The 16,728-nt window shown below is 74.9% G+C and carries 13 protein-coding genes; 5 read left to right on the forward strand and 8 right to left on the reverse strand.

Annotated features, from left to right (window positions below; translation table 11 throughout):
- Positions 1 to 26: 26 nt before the first annotated feature.
- Genes AMK24_RS04430 through AMK24_RS04455 form a run of 6 tightly spaced genes read right to left on the reverse strand, consistent with a single transcriptional unit; the run spans position 27 to position 6,696 of the window.
- Positions 27 to 857, reverse strand: coding sequence for an ABC transporter ATP-binding protein (locus tag AMK24_RS04430; protein ID WP_073765101.1), 831 nt, complete (start codon positions 855 to 857; stop codon positions 27 to 29).
- Positions 854 to 1,948, reverse strand: coding sequence for an ABC transporter ATP-binding protein (locus tag AMK24_RS04435; protein ID WP_242434903.1), 1,095 nt, complete (start codon positions 1,946 to 1,948; stop codon positions 854 to 856). The genes AMK24_RS04430 and AMK24_RS04435 overlap by 4 nt, the downstream gene beginning before the upstream one ends.
- A 5-nt stretch (positions 1,949 to 1,953) precedes the next feature.
- On the reverse strand, positions 1,954 to 2,805 hold the full coding sequence (locus AMK24_RS04440) for an ABC transporter permease (protein WP_073765102.1): 852 nt from the start codon (positions 2,803 to 2,805) through the stop codon (positions 1,954 to 1,956).
- A complete protein-coding gene (locus AMK24_RS04445; protein WP_073765104.1) occupies positions 2,802 to 3,749 on the reverse strand; it encodes an ABC transporter permease in 948 nt (315 codons plus the stop codon). Before AMK24_RS04445 ends, AMK24_RS04440 begins: the two co-directional genes overlap by 4 nt.
- Positions 3,750 to 3,754: 5 nt before the next feature.
- Entirely contained in the window at positions 3,755 to 5,449 is a 1,695-nt protein-coding gene (locus AMK24_RS04450) for an ABC transporter substrate-binding protein (RefSeq protein WP_073765106.1), read from the reverse strand.
- The gene (locus AMK24_RS04455) at positions 5,446 to 6,696 is read right to left on the reverse strand and encodes a C45 family autoproteolytic acyltransferase/hydolase (protein WP_073765109.1); all 1,251 of its coding nucleotides are present in this window, start codon (positions 6,694 to 6,696) and stop codon (positions 5,446 to 5,448) included. Before AMK24_RS04455 ends, AMK24_RS04450 begins: the two co-directional genes overlap by 4 nt.
- Positions 6,697 to 6,827: 131 nt before the next feature.
- On the opposite strand from AMK24_RS04455, the gene AMK24_RS04460 reads away from it, so the two are divergent.
- The 4 genes from AMK24_RS04460 to AMK24_RS34145 all read left to right on the forward strand — a co-directional run bounded on the left by AMK24_RS04460 (position 6,828) and on the right by AMK24_RS34145 (position 12,300).
- On the forward strand, positions 6,828 to 7,727 hold the full coding sequence (locus AMK24_RS04460) for a MurR/RpiR family transcriptional regulator (protein ID WP_384579996.1): 900 nt from the start codon (positions 6,828 to 6,830) through the stop codon (positions 7,725 to 7,727).
- Between the two features lie 121 nt (positions 7,728 to 7,848).
- Positions 7,849 to 8,676, forward strand: coding sequence for a MerR family transcriptional regulator (locus AMK24_RS04465; protein ID WP_073765113.1), 828 nt, complete (start codon positions 7,849 to 7,851; stop codon positions 8,674 to 8,676).
- A 311-nt stretch (positions 8,677 to 8,987) separates the two neighbouring features.
- Positions 8,988 to 11,942, forward strand: a complete 2,955-nt coding sequence (locus AMK24_RS04470; protein WP_073765115.1) for an AfsR/SARP family transcriptional regulator — start codon at positions 8,988 to 8,990, stop codon at positions 11,940 to 11,942.
- A gap of 205 nt (positions 11,943 to 12,147) precedes the next feature.
- Positions 12,148 to 12,300 (forward strand): hypothetical protein, encoded by a 153-nt coding sequence (locus tag AMK24_RS34145; protein ID WP_199876360.1) that lies wholly within the window; start codon positions 12,148 to 12,150, stop codon positions 12,298 to 12,300.
- A gap of 287 nt (positions 12,301 to 12,587) precedes the next feature.
- Here AMK24_RS34145 and AMK24_RS04475 read toward each other — a convergent pair whose 3' ends face one another.
- Positions 12,588 to 13,112, reverse strand: a complete 525-nt coding sequence (locus tag AMK24_RS04475; RefSeq protein ID WP_073765117.1) for a hypothetical protein — start codon at positions 13,110 to 13,112, stop codon at positions 12,588 to 12,590.
- Between the two features lie 207 nt (positions 13,113 to 13,319).
- Here AMK24_RS04475 and AMK24_RS04480 point away from each other — a divergent pair, with 207 nt between their 5' ends.
- On the forward strand, positions 13,320 to 14,000 hold the full coding sequence (locus tag AMK24_RS04480; protein ID WP_073765119.1) for a hypothetical protein: 681 nt from the start codon (positions 13,320 to 13,322) through the stop codon (positions 13,998 to 14,000).
- A gap of 78 nt (positions 14,001 to 14,078) precedes the next feature.
- Here AMK24_RS04480 and AMK24_RS04485 read toward each other — a convergent pair whose 3' ends face one another.
- Positions 14,079 to 16,526, reverse strand: coding sequence for an outer membrane protein assembly factor BamB family protein (locus AMK24_RS04485; protein WP_199876361.1), 2,448 nt, complete (start codon positions 16,524 to 16,526; stop codon positions 14,079 to 14,081).
- Positions 16,527 to 16,728: the final 202 nt, after the last annotated feature.

Raw genomic sequence — 16,728 nt, forward strand, 5'->3', positions numbered from 1 at the left:
TCCCGGCCCGGGGGCCGGGCCGCCCGTCAGACCGCGGCGGCCCGGGCGGCGACCGCGTCGGCCGGGTTCCAGCCCGCGCGCGGCACCGAGGCGAGCAGCAGCCGGGTGTACGGGTCGCGGGGCGCGGCCAGCACGTCGGCGGTCGGGCCCTGTTCGACGGCCGTCCCGCGCCGCATCACGACGACCTCGTCGGTGACGTGCTGCACCACCGCCAGGTCGTGGCTGACGAAGACCAGGGCGACCTCGGTGTCCCGGCGGATCTCGTCGAGCAGGTGCAGGATCTGGGCCTGGATCGACACGTCGAGCGCCGCCACCGCCTCGTCCAGCACCAGCACCTTCGGGTCGACGGCGAGCGCGCGGGCGATGGCCAGGCGCTGCCGCTGCCCGCCGGAGAGCCCGTACGGCAGGGCCTCCGCCTCGCGCGACCCGAGGCCGACCCGGTCCAGCAGCCCGTCCGCGAGACCGGCCGGACGGCCGTGCAGCCGCAGCGCGGTGGTCAGGCAGCGACGGGCGGTGAGCCGGGGGTCGAGCGAGAGGTAGGGGTCCTGGAACACCATCTGGATCTCCCGCGCACGGGCCAGCCGCGCCGCCTTCCCGCGCGGGGCGGTGAGCCCCCGGACCCGCCCCTGGACCCGGACCGTCCCGGCGTCCGGGCGGACCAGGCCCACCAGCATCCGGGCCACGGTCGTCTTGCCGGAGCCGGACTCCCCCACGATGCCGAGCGAGCCGCCCGCCGGAACGGTGAAGCCGATGCCGTCGGCGGCGGTGAGGCGGCCCTTTCCGGGCAGCGGGTACGTCTTGCGCAGGCCCTCGACCGCCAGCAGCGGCGCGGGGTCCTGCTTCGTGGGGAGCGTCATCGGCTGCCGCCCTTCTGCGCGGTCGCGGCTTCGGTCCGCCGGGGCGGCGGCTGCAGGGGGACCGGCCGGGACAGCCGGCGGCAGGCGGCGGAGCCCGTACCGCCGTCCCCGTCGCCGTCCAGGGGCGCCGGCTCGGGCCGCCAGGTCGCGCACTCCGGTTCGGCGTCCGGGCAGCGCTCGACGAAGGGGCAGCCCGCGAAGGCGTCGGCCAGCGACGGCGGCTTCCCCGGGATCGGCCGGATCTCGCGGCGTCCCTCCCCCAGCGTCGGGGAACAGGCCAGCAGCCCCCGGGTGTAGGGGTGGCGGGGCCGCTCGAACAGGTCTCCGGCGGTCCGTTCCTCGACGACCCGGCCCGCGTACATCACGTACACCCGGTCGCAGTAGGCGGCGGCCAGGTGCAGATCGTGGGTGATGAACAGCAGGCCGAGGCCGCGTTCGGCGCGCAGGGTGCGCAGGAGGGCGAGGATCTCCGCCTGGGTGGTGACGTCCAGGGCGCTGGTGGCCTCGTCGGCCAGCAGCAGCCGCGGTTCGGCGGCCAGCGCACCGGCGATGACGACGCGTTGGAGCATGCCGCCGGAGAGTTCGTGCGGGCGCTGGCGGACCCGGCGCTCCGGGTCGTCGAGTCCGACCGCGTCGAGGAGTTCGACCGCGCGCTCCCGGGCGGCCCGGCCGGCCGCCCCGGTCCCGGCGGCGGCGAGCCGCTCGACGAGGAAGTCCCCGATACGGCGGACCGGGTTGAGGGCGGCGCGCGGGTCCTGGTGGACCAGGGCCACGGTCCGGGCCCGGTGGGCGCGCAGCTCCTCGCCCCGCAGGGCGAGGACGTCGCGGCCCTCCACCCGGACGGAGCCGTCGAGGGCCGTCCCCGCCGGGAGCGTGCGCAGGGCGGCCTTGGCGGTCGTGGACTTGCCGGAACCGGACTCGCCGACCAGGCCGACGACTTCGCCGCTCGCGACCCGCAGGGAGACCTGGTCCAGGACGGGGCGGGCGGTGCCGGGGAGGCGGAGGGTGAGGCGGTCGATGTCGAGGAGCACGGTGTCACTTCCCGGTGCGGCGGATCGCGCCGCGTCGTGTCGCGCGGGGGCGTCGGGCATGGCGGTTACCTCCCGTGGGCGAGTCGGTCGGCGGCCCGGACCCCGACGACGTTGAAGGAGACGACCACCAGGGCGATGGCGACGCCGGGCACCAGCGAGGGCAGCAGCGCCCCCTGGACGACGGCCGCCTGCCCCTCCTGCACCATCAGCCCCCAGTCGGAGCTGGGCGGCTGGGCGCCGAATCCGAGGTAGGAGAGCGTGGCCAGGGACATCAGGGCCTCGCCGAAGAGGACCACCAGGTAGCCGATGACGGAGCGGCCGAGGTTGGGGACGAGGTGGAAGGCGCAGATCCGCAGGCCGCCCATGCCCTGGACGCGGTAGGCGTCGATGTAGGGCTTGCGGCGCTCGGAGAGGGCCACGGACCGGGTGTACTTGGCGACGGTCGGCGTGTACGCGAGGCCCAGGGCCAGCACGGAGGTGGTCATCCCGGCGCCGAAGACCGCGATGATCAGCACGGTGAACAGCAGCCCCGGGAAGGCGTACATGACGTCGGTGAGCCGGGAGATCGCCGTGTCGGCCCAGCCGCCGCGCCAGGCCGCCAGGGTGCCGAGCGCGATGCCGAGCACGGCGGCGACGGCGAGCAGGAGCGCCGGGGCGACGAGGCTGGTGCGGGCCCCGTACAGCACCCGCGACAGCAGGTCCTGCCCGGAGGAGTCGGTGCCGAGGAGGTGGTCGCCGGTGGTCCCGGCCAGCGAGGCGGAGAGGTCGATGGCGTCGGGGGCGTACGGGGCGATCAGCGGGGCGAGGAGGGCGGCGAGCACCACCAGGCCGAGGACCGCGCCCGCGAGGAACGTCCCGTAGGGGCGGCGGGCGGCCCGGATCTCCACCGGGGCCGGGGCGAGGGCCGGGGCGGTCATACGGCGGCCTCCTTCACGCGCGGGTCGAGCAGCGGGTGGACGAGGTCGACGAGGGTGGTGACCACGATGTAGCCGGTGACCATGAGCAGCAGGACCGCCTGGGCGACGGGGAAGTCGTGGGTGTTGATCGCCCCGACGAGCAGCGAACCGATGCCGCTGATCCCGAAAGCGGTCTCCACGACGACCGTGCCGGCCAGCATCCCGGCCGTCACCAGGCCGCACATGGTGACGATCGGGCCCAGCGCGTTGCGCAGGATGTGGCGGCGGACGATCTCGCGCTCCGGGATGCCGGAGGAGCGGGCGGCCTCCACGTGGTCGGCGGCCCCGGCGTCGGCCATCGCCTGCCGGGTGACCCGGCTGATGACGGCGAGCGCGCCGAGCGCCAGGGCCAGCGCGGGCAGGGTCAGGTGGTGCAGGGTGCCGGTGAACCCCTCGCCTCCCCCGGTGACGGGGAACCAGCCGAGCTGGACGCCGAAGACGGCGGCGAGCGCGATGGCGGAGACGAACGAGGGGACCGAGGCGGCGAGCGTCGTGCCGCCGACCACGGCCGAGTCGACCCAGGTGCCGCGCCGGACGGCGGCGAGGACGCCCGCGCCGACGCCGAGGACGACGAAGAGGACGGTCGCGTACGCCACGAGGGCCAGGGTGGTCGGGAAGCGGGCGGCGATCAGGTCGGCCACCTGGTCGCTGTACTTGAAGGAGCGGCCGAGGTCGAAGTGGAGGCAGTCGCCGAGCCAGCGGCCGTACTGCACGACGAGGGGTTCGTCGAGGTGGTACTGCGCCCGGACCAGCTCCAGCTTCTGCGGGGTGAGTTCGTCGCGGCCTCCGGCCAGGAAGACGGCGGGGTCGCCGGGGGCCGCGTACACGGCGGCGAAGATGACGAAGGAGGCGGCGAGGAGGGTGGCCAGCAGTCCGGCCAGCCGCCGGGAGATCCGGGCGAGCATCGTGGTCAGCCCTTCTTCGCGCCGAGGTCGGCGGCCCAGGGGTAGTAGAGGTACGCCATGGAGGCGGGCGGTCCGGTCAGTTCGTCGTCGAGGACGAGGACGGAGGGGACCTGGGCGACGGAGATCCAGACGGCGGCGTCGGTGAACTTCTTCTGGATCCCGGCGGCGAGCTTCGCGCGCTCGGCGTCGTCGAGGGTGGCGAGCGCCTTCTTGACCGTGGCGTCGTAGGCGGGGTCCGTGAAGCCGACCCAGTTGTTGGAGGAGCCGGTGAGCGCGTTGTCGTAGAAGCCCACCGGGTCGGCCTTGGAGATGTACCAGTCGCCGACCAGGACGTCGATCTCGTTCCGGGCCTCGGGGTCGCTGTAGAACTGCTCGAACTGGGCGGGGGGCACGGTCTTGATCCGCCCGGTGAGCCCGATCCGCTGGAGGGCGGCGCGGACGGCGTTGGCGACGACGGTGCGGCCCTGGCTCGCGTCGGCGCCGATGACGATCGGGGCGCCCGCGTCCACGCCGGAGTCCTTCACCAGCTTCTTGGCGGCGGCGATGTCGTCGGCGTCGGGGCTGGCGGGGGCGACCGCGTCGGCGGCGCGGGCGGCGGCCTCGAAGACCGGTTTCCCGTAGCCCCAGGCGCCGGAGCCGACCGGGGTGGACCAGGGCTGGACCATCCCGCCGTAGCCGGAGGCGGCGATGCCCTTGCGGTCGAGCGCGAGGGAGAGCGCGCGGCGCACGGCCGGGTCCTTCAGTCCGCCGCGTGCGGTCGGGATGAGGACGAGGGAGGAGGTGGAGGGGCCGTAGTACTGGGCGATGCCCTTCTTGCCGGCGAGGGCGGCGGCGGTGTTGGGCGATTCGGCGTACGCGCCGTCGGCGGCCCCGGTGGTCAGCGCGTTGACCAGGGCGCTGTCGGTGGCCCAGCGGAAGGTGACGCGCTCGGTCAGCGGTTCGTCGCCCCAGTAGCCGTCGTGGCGCTCGATGGTGATGGAGTCGCCGGACTTCCAGTTCGCGAGCCGGTAGGGGCCGGAGCAGGCGTCGGGCTGCCCGGGGGTGCCGAAGTCGCGGCCCGCCTTCTCGACCTGCTTCCGGTTCCAGACGATGCCCGCGTCACCGGCGAGCGCCTTGAGGAAGAGGGCGTCGGGCGCCTTGAAGGAGATGGTGATCTCCTTCTCGCCGGTCTTCTTCATGGAGGCGACGTTCTCGAACTCGTCGCCCTGCTCCATGTCCGGGTCGGCGTGCCGCTGAAGGCTCCAGAGCACGTCGTCGGCGGTCATCGGGGCGCCGTCGTGGAAGGTGACGCCGGAGCGGATCGTCAGGACGAGGGTGCGGTCGTCGGGGGTCTCGGCGCGCTCGGCGAGGAACGGCTTCGTGGTCATGTCCGGCTGGAGCTGGTAGAGCCGCTCGCAGACGTTGGTGAGGACGACGCGGCCGGCGCTGGAGCCCTGGGTGTCCAGGTCGAGGGAGTCCGGTTCGTCCTCCAGGAGCCAGCGGGCCTCGGCCAGTTCGCCCGTGGCGGCGGGGGTGGTAGGGGTGAGGGTGAGTTTCGAGGCGTCCGCTGCCGGGCCGCTGCCCGCGGGCTTGGCGGCTCCGCTGCATCCGGCGGCGGCGAGCAGGGCGGCGACGACGGCTCCGGCGACGGGGGCGGTACGGCGCCAGGTCCGGCGGGGTGCGGTGGCGGGGGAACGGAAGGAGGGCGTGCTGGGGGTCATGGTCGGGTTCCTGTCGCTTCCGGGCCGCCGTGCGGTCCGTCGTAGAGGTTCCAGGGGAGGTGCTGGTACGTGCGGTCGCAGGGGGTTCCGGCGGTCACGAGGTACTCGCCGGTGGTGAGGTCGGCGAGCGAGGAGACGAGGGTGGTCCAGTGCTCGACGGCCGGTCGGCGCGGGTCGGGGTGGGTGCACAGGGACTCGGGGTGGCCGAGGTGGTCGGACATCGCCCGGCGGATCAGCTCCCGGGACTCCGCGGGCCCGGTGGAGTGGCGCAGGGCGGCCAGGCCCTGTTCGGCGCGGGGGACGCGGACCAGGGAGTCGGGGGACATCGGGCGGTACCCGGCGGCGGCCAGCGGGGCGGGGACGCCGGCCTGGTAGTGGTTGCCGTGCACCAGCAGGCCGTCGGTCGGATACATCCAGCCGTGCCCGGCGGGGGTGGTCTCCAGGTCGATGGCGAACCCCTCGCGGCAGGTGAGGAGGGCGTTGCTGGCGATGTGGGCCCGGGTGCGGCACAGCACGTCGAGCGCGTCCGCGATGTTGCCCTGGTCGAGGACCGTGCGCCGGACGACGGTCTGGGGCAGGCCGATCCGGTCGTCGAACCGGCCGCCGAGGCCGTTGGCGTTGAAGGCGATGCCGGCCGAGTTCGCACCCTGGCGGCCCACCTGCCCGGCCTCCACCTGCATGATCAGGGTGGGGCGGGGCGGCTGGACGATCCGGATCATGACGACGGTGTCCGCGACCCCCGCCCGCCAGTCCCAGTTCTGTCCGGCGTAGACGTGGCCGTCGCCGCTGGCGGGGCCGTACGCGGCGAACGAGGTGCAGCCCTCGGCGGGTTCCTCCTCCGGCGGCCGGCCGTCCCGGTCGGCGGTGATGTCGGCGAAGGACTTGTCGTAGAGGACCTCGCCCCGGGCGTTCAGCGCGAGGACGTCCAGCAGGCCGGCGCCCGCGCCGTCCGCGATGCCCCGCATCTCCTCGACGAGGTGGGGGGCGTAGGCGGTGACGGGCTCCAGCCAGCGGGCGGCGCGGGCGGTGACCTTCTCCCAGGTGAGTCCGGCGGAGCGGCCGAACGCCTCCTCGTAGTAGGCGAGGGCGGTGTGCAGGAGGGGGCGGACGGCCTCGCCGTACTGGCGGCCGCGCTCCAGCGGAGTGCCGGAGATCTCGACGACGGGGAGGGTCCGGGCGGCCGGTTCCCCGGGCGGGGGCGCGGAACCGGAGGGGACGGGGGCGGATGCCGTGGGCAGGGGTGCCATTGTTCTCCTCGCGACGGAACGCTTCGGCGACCGGCGGACGGGGACCGGAACAGTCCTGTAACGTCGATTTCAGAAAGCGTTCCCCTTGGAACGTTCTGTCCAGGACAGTAACGCCGGTCACACGGAAGTCAATGCTTGTAATGGAAATTCCAGAGAACGAGACCGGAGTGACGCGCCTCCGCGCCGCCATTCGTGACCAATGGAACGATCTGTCCGCATCCGAGCGGGCGGTGGCCCAGTACCTGGTGAGCGCCCCGGTCGAGCAGCTGCTCTTCGCCAGCGCCCAGCAGCTCGGCACGGCCAGCTCCACCAGCAACGCGACCGTCGTCCGGGCCCTGCAGCGCCTCGGCTACGCCGGCCTCCCCGCGCTGAAACGGGAGCTGGCCAACGACTTCACCTCGGCCGTCGCCCCCGAGGTACGGCTCAAGCGGCGCATCGCCCACGTGGGCCAGGACCTGGACTCCATCTGGTCCGACGTCTTCGACGAGGCCCAGGAACGCATCGACCAGGCCCGCCGGCTGACCGGCCCGGACTCCCTCAAGCGGGCGGTGGCCGTCCTCGCCGAGGCCCGCGAGGTCTTCGCGTACGGGGTCGCCGCCTCCGAACCGGGCGCGCGGCACCTGGCGCTGGCGCTCGGCCGGATCGGCCGCCGTGCCCGCGCGGTCTCGGAGACCGGCTTCGCCCTGGCGGACCAGCTGCTGGCCCTCGGGCAGGGCGACGCCGTGGTCGTCTTCCAGCCGGGGCGGCGGTTGATGGAGCTGTCGGTCCTGATGGAGCGGGCCCGCTCGGTCGGGGCCAAGGTGGTCCTGGTGACGGACGAGCTGGGCGAGGCGTACGCGGACCGGGTCGAGGCGGTGCTCACCGCGCCGCACACCCCCACGGGGATCACGGCGGAGTCGCTGACCGGCCTGCTGGTGGCCGACGCGCTGCTCCTGGCGCTGGCCACCCTGGACGAGGACCGGGCGGTCGGCTCGTCGCACCAGCTGACGGCCCTGCGCGAACAGTTGCTGGACCCGAAACGGCACGGCTAGGGCGTGGCGTCAACCCGCCGTCGTCGCCCGGCAGGCGGCGGGGGGGCGGCAGGCCCTGGCGCCGGGCCCGCCCGGCCGCGCTTGACCTTGACCCCGTGTGAAGGGGTGCAGTGGAGCCATCATGTTCACCATCGGAGACTTCGCCCGGTACGGGCGGGTGTCGCCCCGCATGCTGCGCCATTACGACGCCGTCGGGCTGCTGCACCCGGACCGCACCGACCCCGCCACCGGCTACCGCCTGTACGGCGCGGCCCAACTCGCCCGGCTCAACCGGATCATCGCGCTCAAGGACCTCGGCTTCACGCTCCAGCAGGTGGCGGCCCTCCTGGACGAGCAGGTGGGACCGGAGGAGCTGCGCGGCATGCTGCGGCTGCGCCGGGCCGAACTGGAGGAGGCGATGGCCGCCGCGGCGACGCGGCTGGCCGGGGTCGAGGCGAGGCTCCGGTCGATCGAGAGGGAGGGGCGTATGCCCGCCGACGACGTAGTGGTCAAGACCGTTCCCGCGGTCCGGGTGGCCGAGCTGACCGGGACGGCGGCCGGTGACGAACCGCACCGCATCGGGCCGGTGATCGGACCGCTGTACGAACGGCTCTTCCCGCTCCTGGAGGGCGCGGGCATCCGGCCCGCCGGTCCGGGGATCGCCCGGTACGAGAACGCCCCCGAGGGCGGCGGCGCGATCACCGTGCACGCCGGGGTGGCCGTATCGGCCCCGGTGGGCCCGGTCGGGGACACCGGGGTGAGCGTGGTGGAGCTGCCCGCGTTCGAGGCGGCGACGATCGTGCACCGGGGCGCGATGGACGACGTGCTGCCGGCGGCCCAGACCCTGGCCCGCTGGCTGGAGGCGCACGGCTACCGCTCCACGGGGTACGCCCGCGAGGTCACCCTGGAGTGCCCGCCGGACCGGAGCGCCTGGGTGACGGAACTCCAGGAGCCGGTGGCGAGGGCCTGAGGCGGCGCCCGTACGGGAGGGGAGCCCGCGGGCTCCCCTCCCGTACGGGCACGTTCCGTCGGCCCCGGTGCGCGCGGCGGCGGGGCACGGCGCTCCGTTCCCGGATCGTTGTCGAAGCCTTGTGCAGAGCGTCACCCATTGCTGACGAGTCAGGCCGGGACAAGGCAGACTGTTGAGCGCGATACCGGCGCTACCGCGCCGTCCGTATGCGTCGACGCCCGACCCGCAGGGGCGGGCGGGCGGACCGCGGGCACCACCGGCAGGGTCCGCGGACGAGCGGGACCGGCAGGCGAGCAGGACAGGGGGCATCAATGGACCGTGTCGACGGGCCACGCGTGCGCGTACCGGAGCAGCGCGCCCCGGAGCGACCGGGTACGGCGGACACCCTCCGGTTCACCGTGCTCGGCCCCGTACGGGTGTGGCGGGGGTCCGAACTGCTTCCCCCCGGCTCCCCCCAGCAACGCGCCCTGCTGGCCGCCCTGTTGCTGCGCGAGGGCCGGACGGCCACGGCGCACGAGCTGATCGACGCGTTCTGGGGTGAGGACCCGCCCTCGCAGGCCCTGGCCACGATCCGTACGTACGCCTCCCGGCTGCGCAAGTCGCTGGGCCAGGACACCCTGGTGAGCGAGTCCGGCGGCTACGCGATCCGCATCGACCGGGGCGCGCTCGACCTGACGCTGGCCCAGGACCTGGTGGCCGAGGCGGAGAAGGCCCGCGCCTCCGGCGACCGCCGCCAGGCGCGCACCCTGATCACCAAGGTGCTGGGGCTGTGGGACGGCGAGGCACTGGCCTCGGTGCCGGGGCCGTACGCGGACAACCAGCGGACCCGGCTGGAGGAGTGGCGGCTCCAGCTCACCGAGACCCGGCTGGATCTGGACCTGGAGGTGGGCTGCCACGCGGAGGCCGTCTCCGAGCTGACCGCGCTCACCGCCGCGCACCCGTTGCGGGAGCGGCTGCGGGAGCTGCTGATGGTGGCGCTGTACCGCAGCGGCCGGCAGGCCGAGGCCCTCGCGGTGTACGCGGACACCCGCCGGCTCCTCGCCAAGGAGCTGGGCGTCGATCCGCGCCCCGAACTGGCCCGGCTCCAGCAGCGCATCCTGCGCGCCGACGAGGAACTGGCCCGCCCGGCCGACCGGCCGGCGCCCGCCCCCGCGCCGTTGCGGCCCGCGCAACTCCCGGCGACGGTGCCCGACTTCACCGGGCGCAGCGCGTTCGTGTCGGAGCTGGGCGGCCGACTGGCCACCGCCGAGGGCTCGGTGATGGCCGTCTCCGCGGTGGCCGGGATCGGCGGCGTGGGCAAGACGACGCTGGCGGTCCACGTCGCCCACCAGGCCCGCCCGCACTTCCCGGACGGGCAGCTCTACGTGGACCTCCAGGGGGCGGGGGCGCGCGCGGCGGAACCGGAGACCGTGCTCGGCTCGTTCCTGCGGGCGCTCGGGACGGCGGACTCGGCGATCCCGGACACGCTGGACGAGCGGGCCGCGCTGTACCGCTCGGCGCTGGACGGGCGACGCGTCCTGGTCCTCCTGGACAACGCGCACGACGCCGCCCAGATCCGCCCGCTGCTGCCCGGCACGCCGGGGTGCGCGGCGCTGGTGACGAGCCGGGTGCGGATGGTGGACCTGGCCGGGGCGCACCTGGTGGACCTGGACGTGATGTCGCCGGAGGAGGCGCTCCAGCTCTTCACCCGGATCGTCGGCACGGAGCGGGTCGGCGCGGAGCGCGAAGCGGCCCTGGACGTGGTGGCCGCGTGCGGCTTCCTGCCGCTGGCCATCCGTATCGCCGCCTCCCGGCTGGCGGCCCGCCGCACCTGGACGGTGTCGGTCCTCGCCGCCAAGCTGGCCGACGAGCGCCGCCGCCTGGACGAGCTGCAGGCGGGCGACCTGGCGGTGAAGGCCACGTTCGAACTCGGCTACGGCCAGCTGGAACCGGCCCAGGCCCGCGCCTTCCGCCTGCTGGGCCTGGCGGACGGCCCGGACATCTCCCTCGCCGCAGCCGCCGCCCTGCTGGACCGGGATCCGCACACGGCGGAGGACCTGCTGGAGGCGCTGGTCGACACGAGCCTGGTGGAGTCGGCCGCCCCGGGCCGCTACCGCTACCACGACCTGGTCCGCCTCTACGCGCGTGCGTGCGCGGAGCGGGACGAGGAGCCGGGGGCGCGGGAGTCGGCGCTGTCGCGGCTGCTGGACTTCTACCTGGCGACGGCGGCGGGGGTGTACGCGCTGGAGCGGCCGGGGGACCGGCTGGTGGACCACCTGGAGCCGACGGAGCACGCGGGCCTCTCCTTCGGCGACCGGCACGCGGCCCTGGACTGGCTGTACACGGAGGCGACCAACCTGCTGGCCTGCGTACGCCAGGTGGCGCGCCCGGCCACCCTGCGCCGCGCGGTGGACCTGCTCTACGCGGCCCTGGACCTGGGCGAGTCGGGGGCGAACGCGAAGCAGTACGAAGCGGCGGCCGTGACGGTGCGCGAAGCCGCCCGGATGTGCGGCGACCCCCGGGCGGAGAGCCGCGCCGTCATGTCGCTGGCCAACGCCCACCAGTTGGCGGGCCGGTTCGACCAGGCGGACCGGGAGGCCCAGGAGGCGATGCAGCTGGCCGAGACCGCCCAGGACCTCCTGGCGGTCAGCTGGGCCGCCAACGCCCGGGGCATCATCGCGCTCTACCACAACCGCCACCAGGACGGCGAGGCCTTCCTGAACCAGGCGATCGACGCGTTCCGCAGCGACGGCAACCGGCCGGGCGAGGCGAGCGCCCTGTGCAACCTCTCCCGCATCCACCTCGCCACGGGGCGCACCCGCAGCGCGATCTCCCTGGCCCGTTCCGGCATCGAGATCTACGACCTGCTGGGCCACGCGCTGCGGGGGGCGAACGGCCGCTACGCCCTGGGCATGGCGCTGACCCAGAGCGGGGAGTTCCCGGCGGCCACCGGGAAGCTGACCGAGGCGCTGGAGATATTCCGCGACAGCCGCCAGCGGCTGTGGGAGGGCATGTCCCTGTTCCGGCTGGCCGAGGTGGAGATCGCGTCCGGCCGGCCCACGCAAGCCGCCCAGTACGCGGAGTCGGCGCTGGCCGTCCTGCGCGGCATCGGCGGCGACTGGCGGCGGGGGAACGTCCTGACGGTGCTGGGACGCGCGCTGGCCGGCATAGGCCAGACCGGCCGCGCCCAGGTCTGCTGGAACGAGGCGCTGGGCATCTACGACGAGCTCGGCTCGCCGGAGGCGGGCGGCGTGCGGTCCCTGCTGACGGGCATCTCCACGCGCTGACGGCGGGCGCGTTCATCGTTCGTTTATCGCCCCCCGCCATGCTCAGTCCTGTCGATCCGTCGCATCGGGGGGCAGACGGGGACGACATCGGGCGCGCCACTAAGGTGAGCGGCCCTGAGAGGCTCGTCCGGCAGTCCACGGGGGAACAGCTGGACGGGCCTCTCCAACCCACTGCGCACCGTACGAAGAGAAGGAGTTGACCACCATGGCCGACGCCACGAAGAAGGACCCGGTCTTCAAGCCCGCCGACCAGCACGCCACCGGCGAGGCGACGACCCAGGACCAGCACGCGACCGGTGAGCCGGTGACGACGCAGGACCAGCACGCCACGTCCGAGCCGTTCAAGCCGAAGCAGTAGACCTTCCCGACGGGGAGACGGGGGGACGCGGCCGAGGCGACGCCGAGGGGGAGTCGTCGCGGTCGCGGCAGGGGGGAATGTGTGAGGGGCCCGGGACGGGGGAAACGTCCGGGCCCCTCCCGCATGTCCGGGGCCGGGCCGCCGTCACCCCGCCCGGCGGAGCCGCAGGGGCCTCTCCCCCGGCCCCCAGGCCGGCGCCGAGCCTGCGCAGCGTGAGCGCCTCCGGTCCTCCGCCCCCTCCGCCCTCTTCGCTTCACTCCTCTCGCGGCTCGCGGCTCGCGGCTCGCTCAGAGCGCCACCGCGGTCACTTCGCAGCGCTTGACCCGGGAGACCTTGCCGGGGCTCTCCATCCGCACGGTGAGGGTGCGCACCTCTCCGCCGTCGAGGTTCGCGGTGGTCTCGGCGGTGTCCACGGTCCGGCCCATCGCGTCGATGAACCGCACGTCGATCTCGTACGCCTGCGAACCCGGCTCGTTCGCCCGCAGCTCGACCAGCGACGAGGGGACCGCCCTGCGCTTGCCCTTGCGGGGGACGGCGCAGCGGATCACGCGCACGACGGGGGCGTCGGAGGCGGTGGGCGTCGGGGTTCCGTAGGAGGAGCCGGAGGACGAGGAGCCGGAGGACGAGGAGTCGTCGTAGTCGTCGTAGTCCGTGTCGCGGTAGCCGTTGTTGCTCTTCTTGGAGCTGGAGCAGCCGCCGCCCGAACTGCCGCTCTTGCCGCTCCTGCTCTTGCCGGCGGAGGTCGAGAACCCGGTGAGCGCGAGCACCACCACGACCAGAACCGCCGCGAGCTTCATCTGTCGCCGCATCATGAATGCAGCCCCCCTTGTCGGACGTCGTTGGCACGGGCCGCGCCGCCGGGGCGCGTCGCCCCCCTCAGCATGCCGTGCGCGGCCCCCTGTCTAGGTCATGACCCTGTCACGATCCCGTCCTGGTCCGCGTGGCGGGGGTGATCGTCCGGGCGTAGCGTCGGCCGCGGAGGCCCGTGCACACGCCGGACGACGCCCTGGAGGCCGACGATGATCCGCAACGTCCTCGGCTCCGCCGTCGCCCTGGCCGGAGCCGCCTCCGCCGTGCTGAGCCCGTTCCGCGCCTGGTACGGCGGCCGGGCCGGGCGCGACTACCGGGTGCGGGACCTCTTCGAAGGGATCACCCCCGCGGGGTCGGGCGTGCTGGTCTCGATCCTGCTGCCGTTCCTGGCGGCCGCGGCGCTGGTGGTCCTGGGGGTGGTGCTCCGCTCGCGGGCCGTGGTCGCGTTCGCCGGTCTCGTGGTGCTGGGCTTCACCGTGCTGTGGATGGTCCGTCAGGGACAGGCGTCGGGGTCGCTGGTGGTGGCCGGGGACGGGTCGGGGCTCCGGACGGGGGTGGCGAACGCGCTGGCGGGCGGGGCGCTGATGCTGATCGGGGCGTTGCTGACGAGGGGCCGGCGGAGCGGACGGGGGCGGAGGCCGGCGCGGGAGCGGGAGCCGGCGGAGCCGTTCGCCGCGCCGCCTCCGGACCGGGTGGACACCTGGCCGCCGACGCGGGAGCCGGGGATGTCCGTGCAGACGTCGCCGTGGCCGGAGCCGGAGGTGGACCCCTACACGGGGCCCGATCCGCACGACCCCCGTACGCGGCCGTGTCCGCGGGCGCCGCACCCGGAGGACGACCCCCGGGATCCGGTGCACCCGCCCCACCCGCCGCCGCCCCCGCGGGGCTGACGTCCGCCCGCCTCGTCGGGCCTCCGGCCGCGGTCGGCGGACGGAGTCACCCGGGCCCGTCCGGCGACAGGGGGCGGCTCAGGTCCGCGCCCTGTTCCCGGTGCCCGTACCCTTCAGCGCGTCGAGCGCGTACACGCAGCGGTCCTTGCTGCACGCGTACACGACGCCCGCCTGGGCCACCGGCGACCCCGTGATCTCCCCGCCCGTCGCGAGCTTCCAGCGGAGCTGGCCGCCCGCCGCGTCCAGGGTGTACAGCACGTGGTCCGCCGAGCCGAAGTGGACCCGGCCGTCCGCCACCACCGGCGCGCCCACCACGTCGCCGCCGGCGGCGAAGCGCCACTTGGGGGTGCCGGTGACCGCGTCCAGGGTGTACAGCGCGCTGCCGCTGCCCACGTGCACGTTGCCCACCGCCACCAGCACCGGTTCGATGGAGGAACGGGCCTCCGTGGCAATCCGCCAGCGGTCCTTGCCGGTCGTCGCGTCCAGCGCGTACACCGTGCCGAGGTAGTCCGCGAGGTACACCCCGCCGCCGGTCACCGCCGGGCCCGGCGCGAACGCGGGCGGCGACAGGAAGACCGCCGGGGCCTCGAAGTGCCAGCGCACCCGCCCGGAGCCGGTCTCCACCGCCAGCACCCGGGTGCCCGCGGCGATGTAGACGTAGCCGTCGGGGGCGGGGGTGACCCGGACCGGGACGCCGCCGCAGGAGGCCGCGTCCCCGATGGGGTACGACCAGCGCTCGATGCCCGTACGGGCGTCCAGCGCGCGCAGCCGGGCGTCCTGCCAGACGTACACCGTGCCGTCGTGGATGACCGGCCCGGCCTCCGCCGTCTCGAAGTCGCTCTGCGCCCCGGTGACTTCCCACAGCTTGTCGCCGTTGGACGCCTCCCAGCCCTGGACGCCGCCGCCCCGGGTCGCGGTCAGGACGGTGCCCCGGTCGGCCTTGAGCGCGTACACCCAGGCGTCGGTCGGCAGACGCCACTGCTCGGCGCCGCTCGCCGCGTCCAGCGCGTACAGCGAGGGGCCGTCCGAGGCGTGGATGCGACCGCCCTCGACGGCCATCGCCCAGGCCACGTCCCGGGTCTTGAACTGGCGCCGCCCGTTGCCCACGTCCAGCGCGTGGACCTCGAAGGACGTCACGTAGAGCAGATCGCCGGAGACGACGGGCGTGCCCCACACGTCGTTGGACATACGGAACCGCCAGGGCCGCCAGCGGTCCGGGACCGGGGCCGCGCCGTCCGGGGCGGTCCCGGGGGCCGGGACCGGGGCGGTGGCGGCGGCGGCGGCGGTGGGGCCGGTGGCGGGCGAGGAACCGTTCACTCCGGCGGGGGCGCGGACCCAGCCGGTCGCGGCGGCCGGGTGCGCGGCGGCGGCCCCGCGCACATCGCCCGCGCGCGGCCCGGGGCCGATCGGCACCTTCGCCCCGGCCAGCCGGACGGGCCCGCCGTCGGACACGGCGGAGGGGGCCGCGGCGGAGGCCGGGCCGGGTGCGGCGGCCAGGGGCGAGGGCGAGGCCAGCGGGGAGGTCGAGCGCAGGTCGGCCCCACTGCGCCAGTCGGTCTCCCGCCCCGGGGCCCCGGGCGGCCGCCTCGGGGGCGGCGGGGGCGAGGCCGGGGCGGGCGGCGCGGTCCGCCCGCCGCCCCGGCGCGTCTCGATCATCGCGGTGGCCCGGGACGGCAGCCAGGCCGAGGCCGTCCCGCTGTCGTCCCCGCCGGAGGCGAAGAGGTGCGGGGCGAGCTGGGCCTGGAGGTCGGCGGGGCTCGGCCGGCGGGTGGCGTCCATCTGCATGCAGGACTCGATCAGCGGCCGCAGGTCGTCGGGCAGCCCCTCCAGGTCGGGGCCCTCGCGCAGCAGCATGAACACCGTCTCGACCGGGTTGGCCCCGTGGAAGGGGGCGTGTCCGGTGGCGGCGAAGACGAGCGTGGAGCCCAGCGAGAAGACGTCGCTGGCGCCGGTGACGCTGCGGGAGTCCCGGGCCTGCTCGGGCGACATGTACGCGGGGGTGCCCACGGCGACGTTCGTCATGGTCAGCCGGGTGTTGGAGACGCCGGACGCGATGCCGAAGTCGATCACCCGGGGCCCGTCCTCGACGACGAGGACGTTGGACGGCTTCAGGTCCCGGTGGACGAGGCCCGCCGCGTGGATGGACTGGAGGGCCTCCGCGATGCCGGCGGCCAGCCAGCGCACGGCCTGGGTCGGCATGGGCCCGCACTCGTTCACTATCTCCTCGAGCGAGGGCGCCGGCACATAGGCGGTGGCGAGCCAGGGGACGGCGGCGCGCGGGTCGGCGTCGACCACGGCGGCGGTGTAGAAGCCGCTGATCGCGCGGGCGGCCTCGACCTCGCGGGTGAAGCGGACCCGGAAGAGCTGGTCCTCGGCGAGTTCGGTCCGCACCGTCTTGATCGCCACGCGCCGGCCGGACGCCGAGCGCGCGAGATAGACCAGCCCCATGCCGCCGGCCCCGAGCCGTCCCAGCACCTCGAACGGGCCGATCCGTCTCGGGTCGTGCTGCGTCAGCTGCTCCACCACTTGCCTGCCACCTCCCCGTAACGGACCTCGGCGACGAAGTCCGCGAATTACCGCCGGTCGAATCCCGCCCTGTTCAGCGCGCCCCCGTGCAGGGTCTCACCACTGGGCATCGCCTGGCGGTACGCACCCCGATTCTTCCTGGCCCGGCCCCCGGTTGCGAACCCGGGGGCGGAACGGGGTGTCCCAGGTCACTCCCTCCCGT

The organism is Streptomyces sp. CB02366 (assembly GCF_001905905.1).
Taxonomy (GTDB): Bacteria; Actinomycetota; Actinomycetes; order Streptomycetales; family Streptomycetaceae; genus Streptomyces.

What these genes read in the sequence shown, in the direction of transcription:
- AMK24_RS04445 (WP_073765104.1), bottom strand. Translation starts at nt 3,749, where the DNA reads ATGCTCGCCCGGATCTCCCGGCGGCTGGCCGGACTGCTGGCCACCCTC.
- AMK24_RS04470 (WP_073765115.1), top strand. Translation starts at nt 8,988, where the DNA reads ATGGACCGTGTCGACGGGCCACGCGTGCGCGTACCGGAGCAGCGCGCC.
- AMK24_RS04435 (WP_242434903.1), bottom strand. Translation starts at nt 1,948, where the DNA reads ATGCCCGACGCCCCCGCGCGACACGACGCGGCGCGATCCGCCGCACCG.
- AMK24_RS04465 (WP_073765113.1), top strand. Translation starts at nt 7,849, where the DNA reads ATGTTCACCATCGGAGACTTCGCCCGGTACGGGCGGGTGTCGCCCCGC.
- AMK24_RS04455 (WP_073765109.1), bottom strand. Translation starts at nt 6,696, where the DNA reads ATGGCACCCCTGCCCACGGCATCCGCCCCCGTCCCCTCCGGTTCCGCG.
- AMK24_RS04475 (WP_073765117.1), bottom strand. Translation starts at nt 13,112, where the DNA reads ATGATGCGGCGACAGATGAAGCTCGCGGCGGTTCTGGTCGTGGTGGTG.
- AMK24_RS04460 (WP_384579996.1), top strand. Translation starts at nt 6,828, where the DNA reads ATGCTTGTAATGGAAATTCCAGAGAACGAGACCGGAGTGACGCGCCTC.
- AMK24_RS04440 (WP_073765102.1), bottom strand. Translation starts at nt 2,805, where the DNA reads ATGACCGCCCCGGCCCTCGCCCCGGCCCCGGTGGAGATCCGGGCCGCC.
- AMK24_RS04450 (WP_073765106.1), bottom strand. Translation starts at nt 5,449, where the DNA reads ATGACCCCCAGCACGCCCTCCTTCCGTTCCCCCGCCACCGCACCCCGC.
- AMK24_RS04430 (WP_073765101.1), bottom strand. Translation starts at nt 857, where the DNA reads ATGACGCTCCCCACGAAGCAGGACCCCGCGCCGCTGCTGGCGGTCGAG.
- AMK24_RS34145 (WP_199876360.1), top strand. Translation starts at nt 12,148, where the DNA reads ATGGCCGACGCCACGAAGAAGGACCCGGTCTTCAAGCCCGCCGACCAG.
- AMK24_RS04480 (WP_073765119.1), top strand. Translation starts at nt 13,320, where the DNA reads ATGATCCGCAACGTCCTCGGCTCCGCCGTCGCCCTGGCCGGAGCCGCC.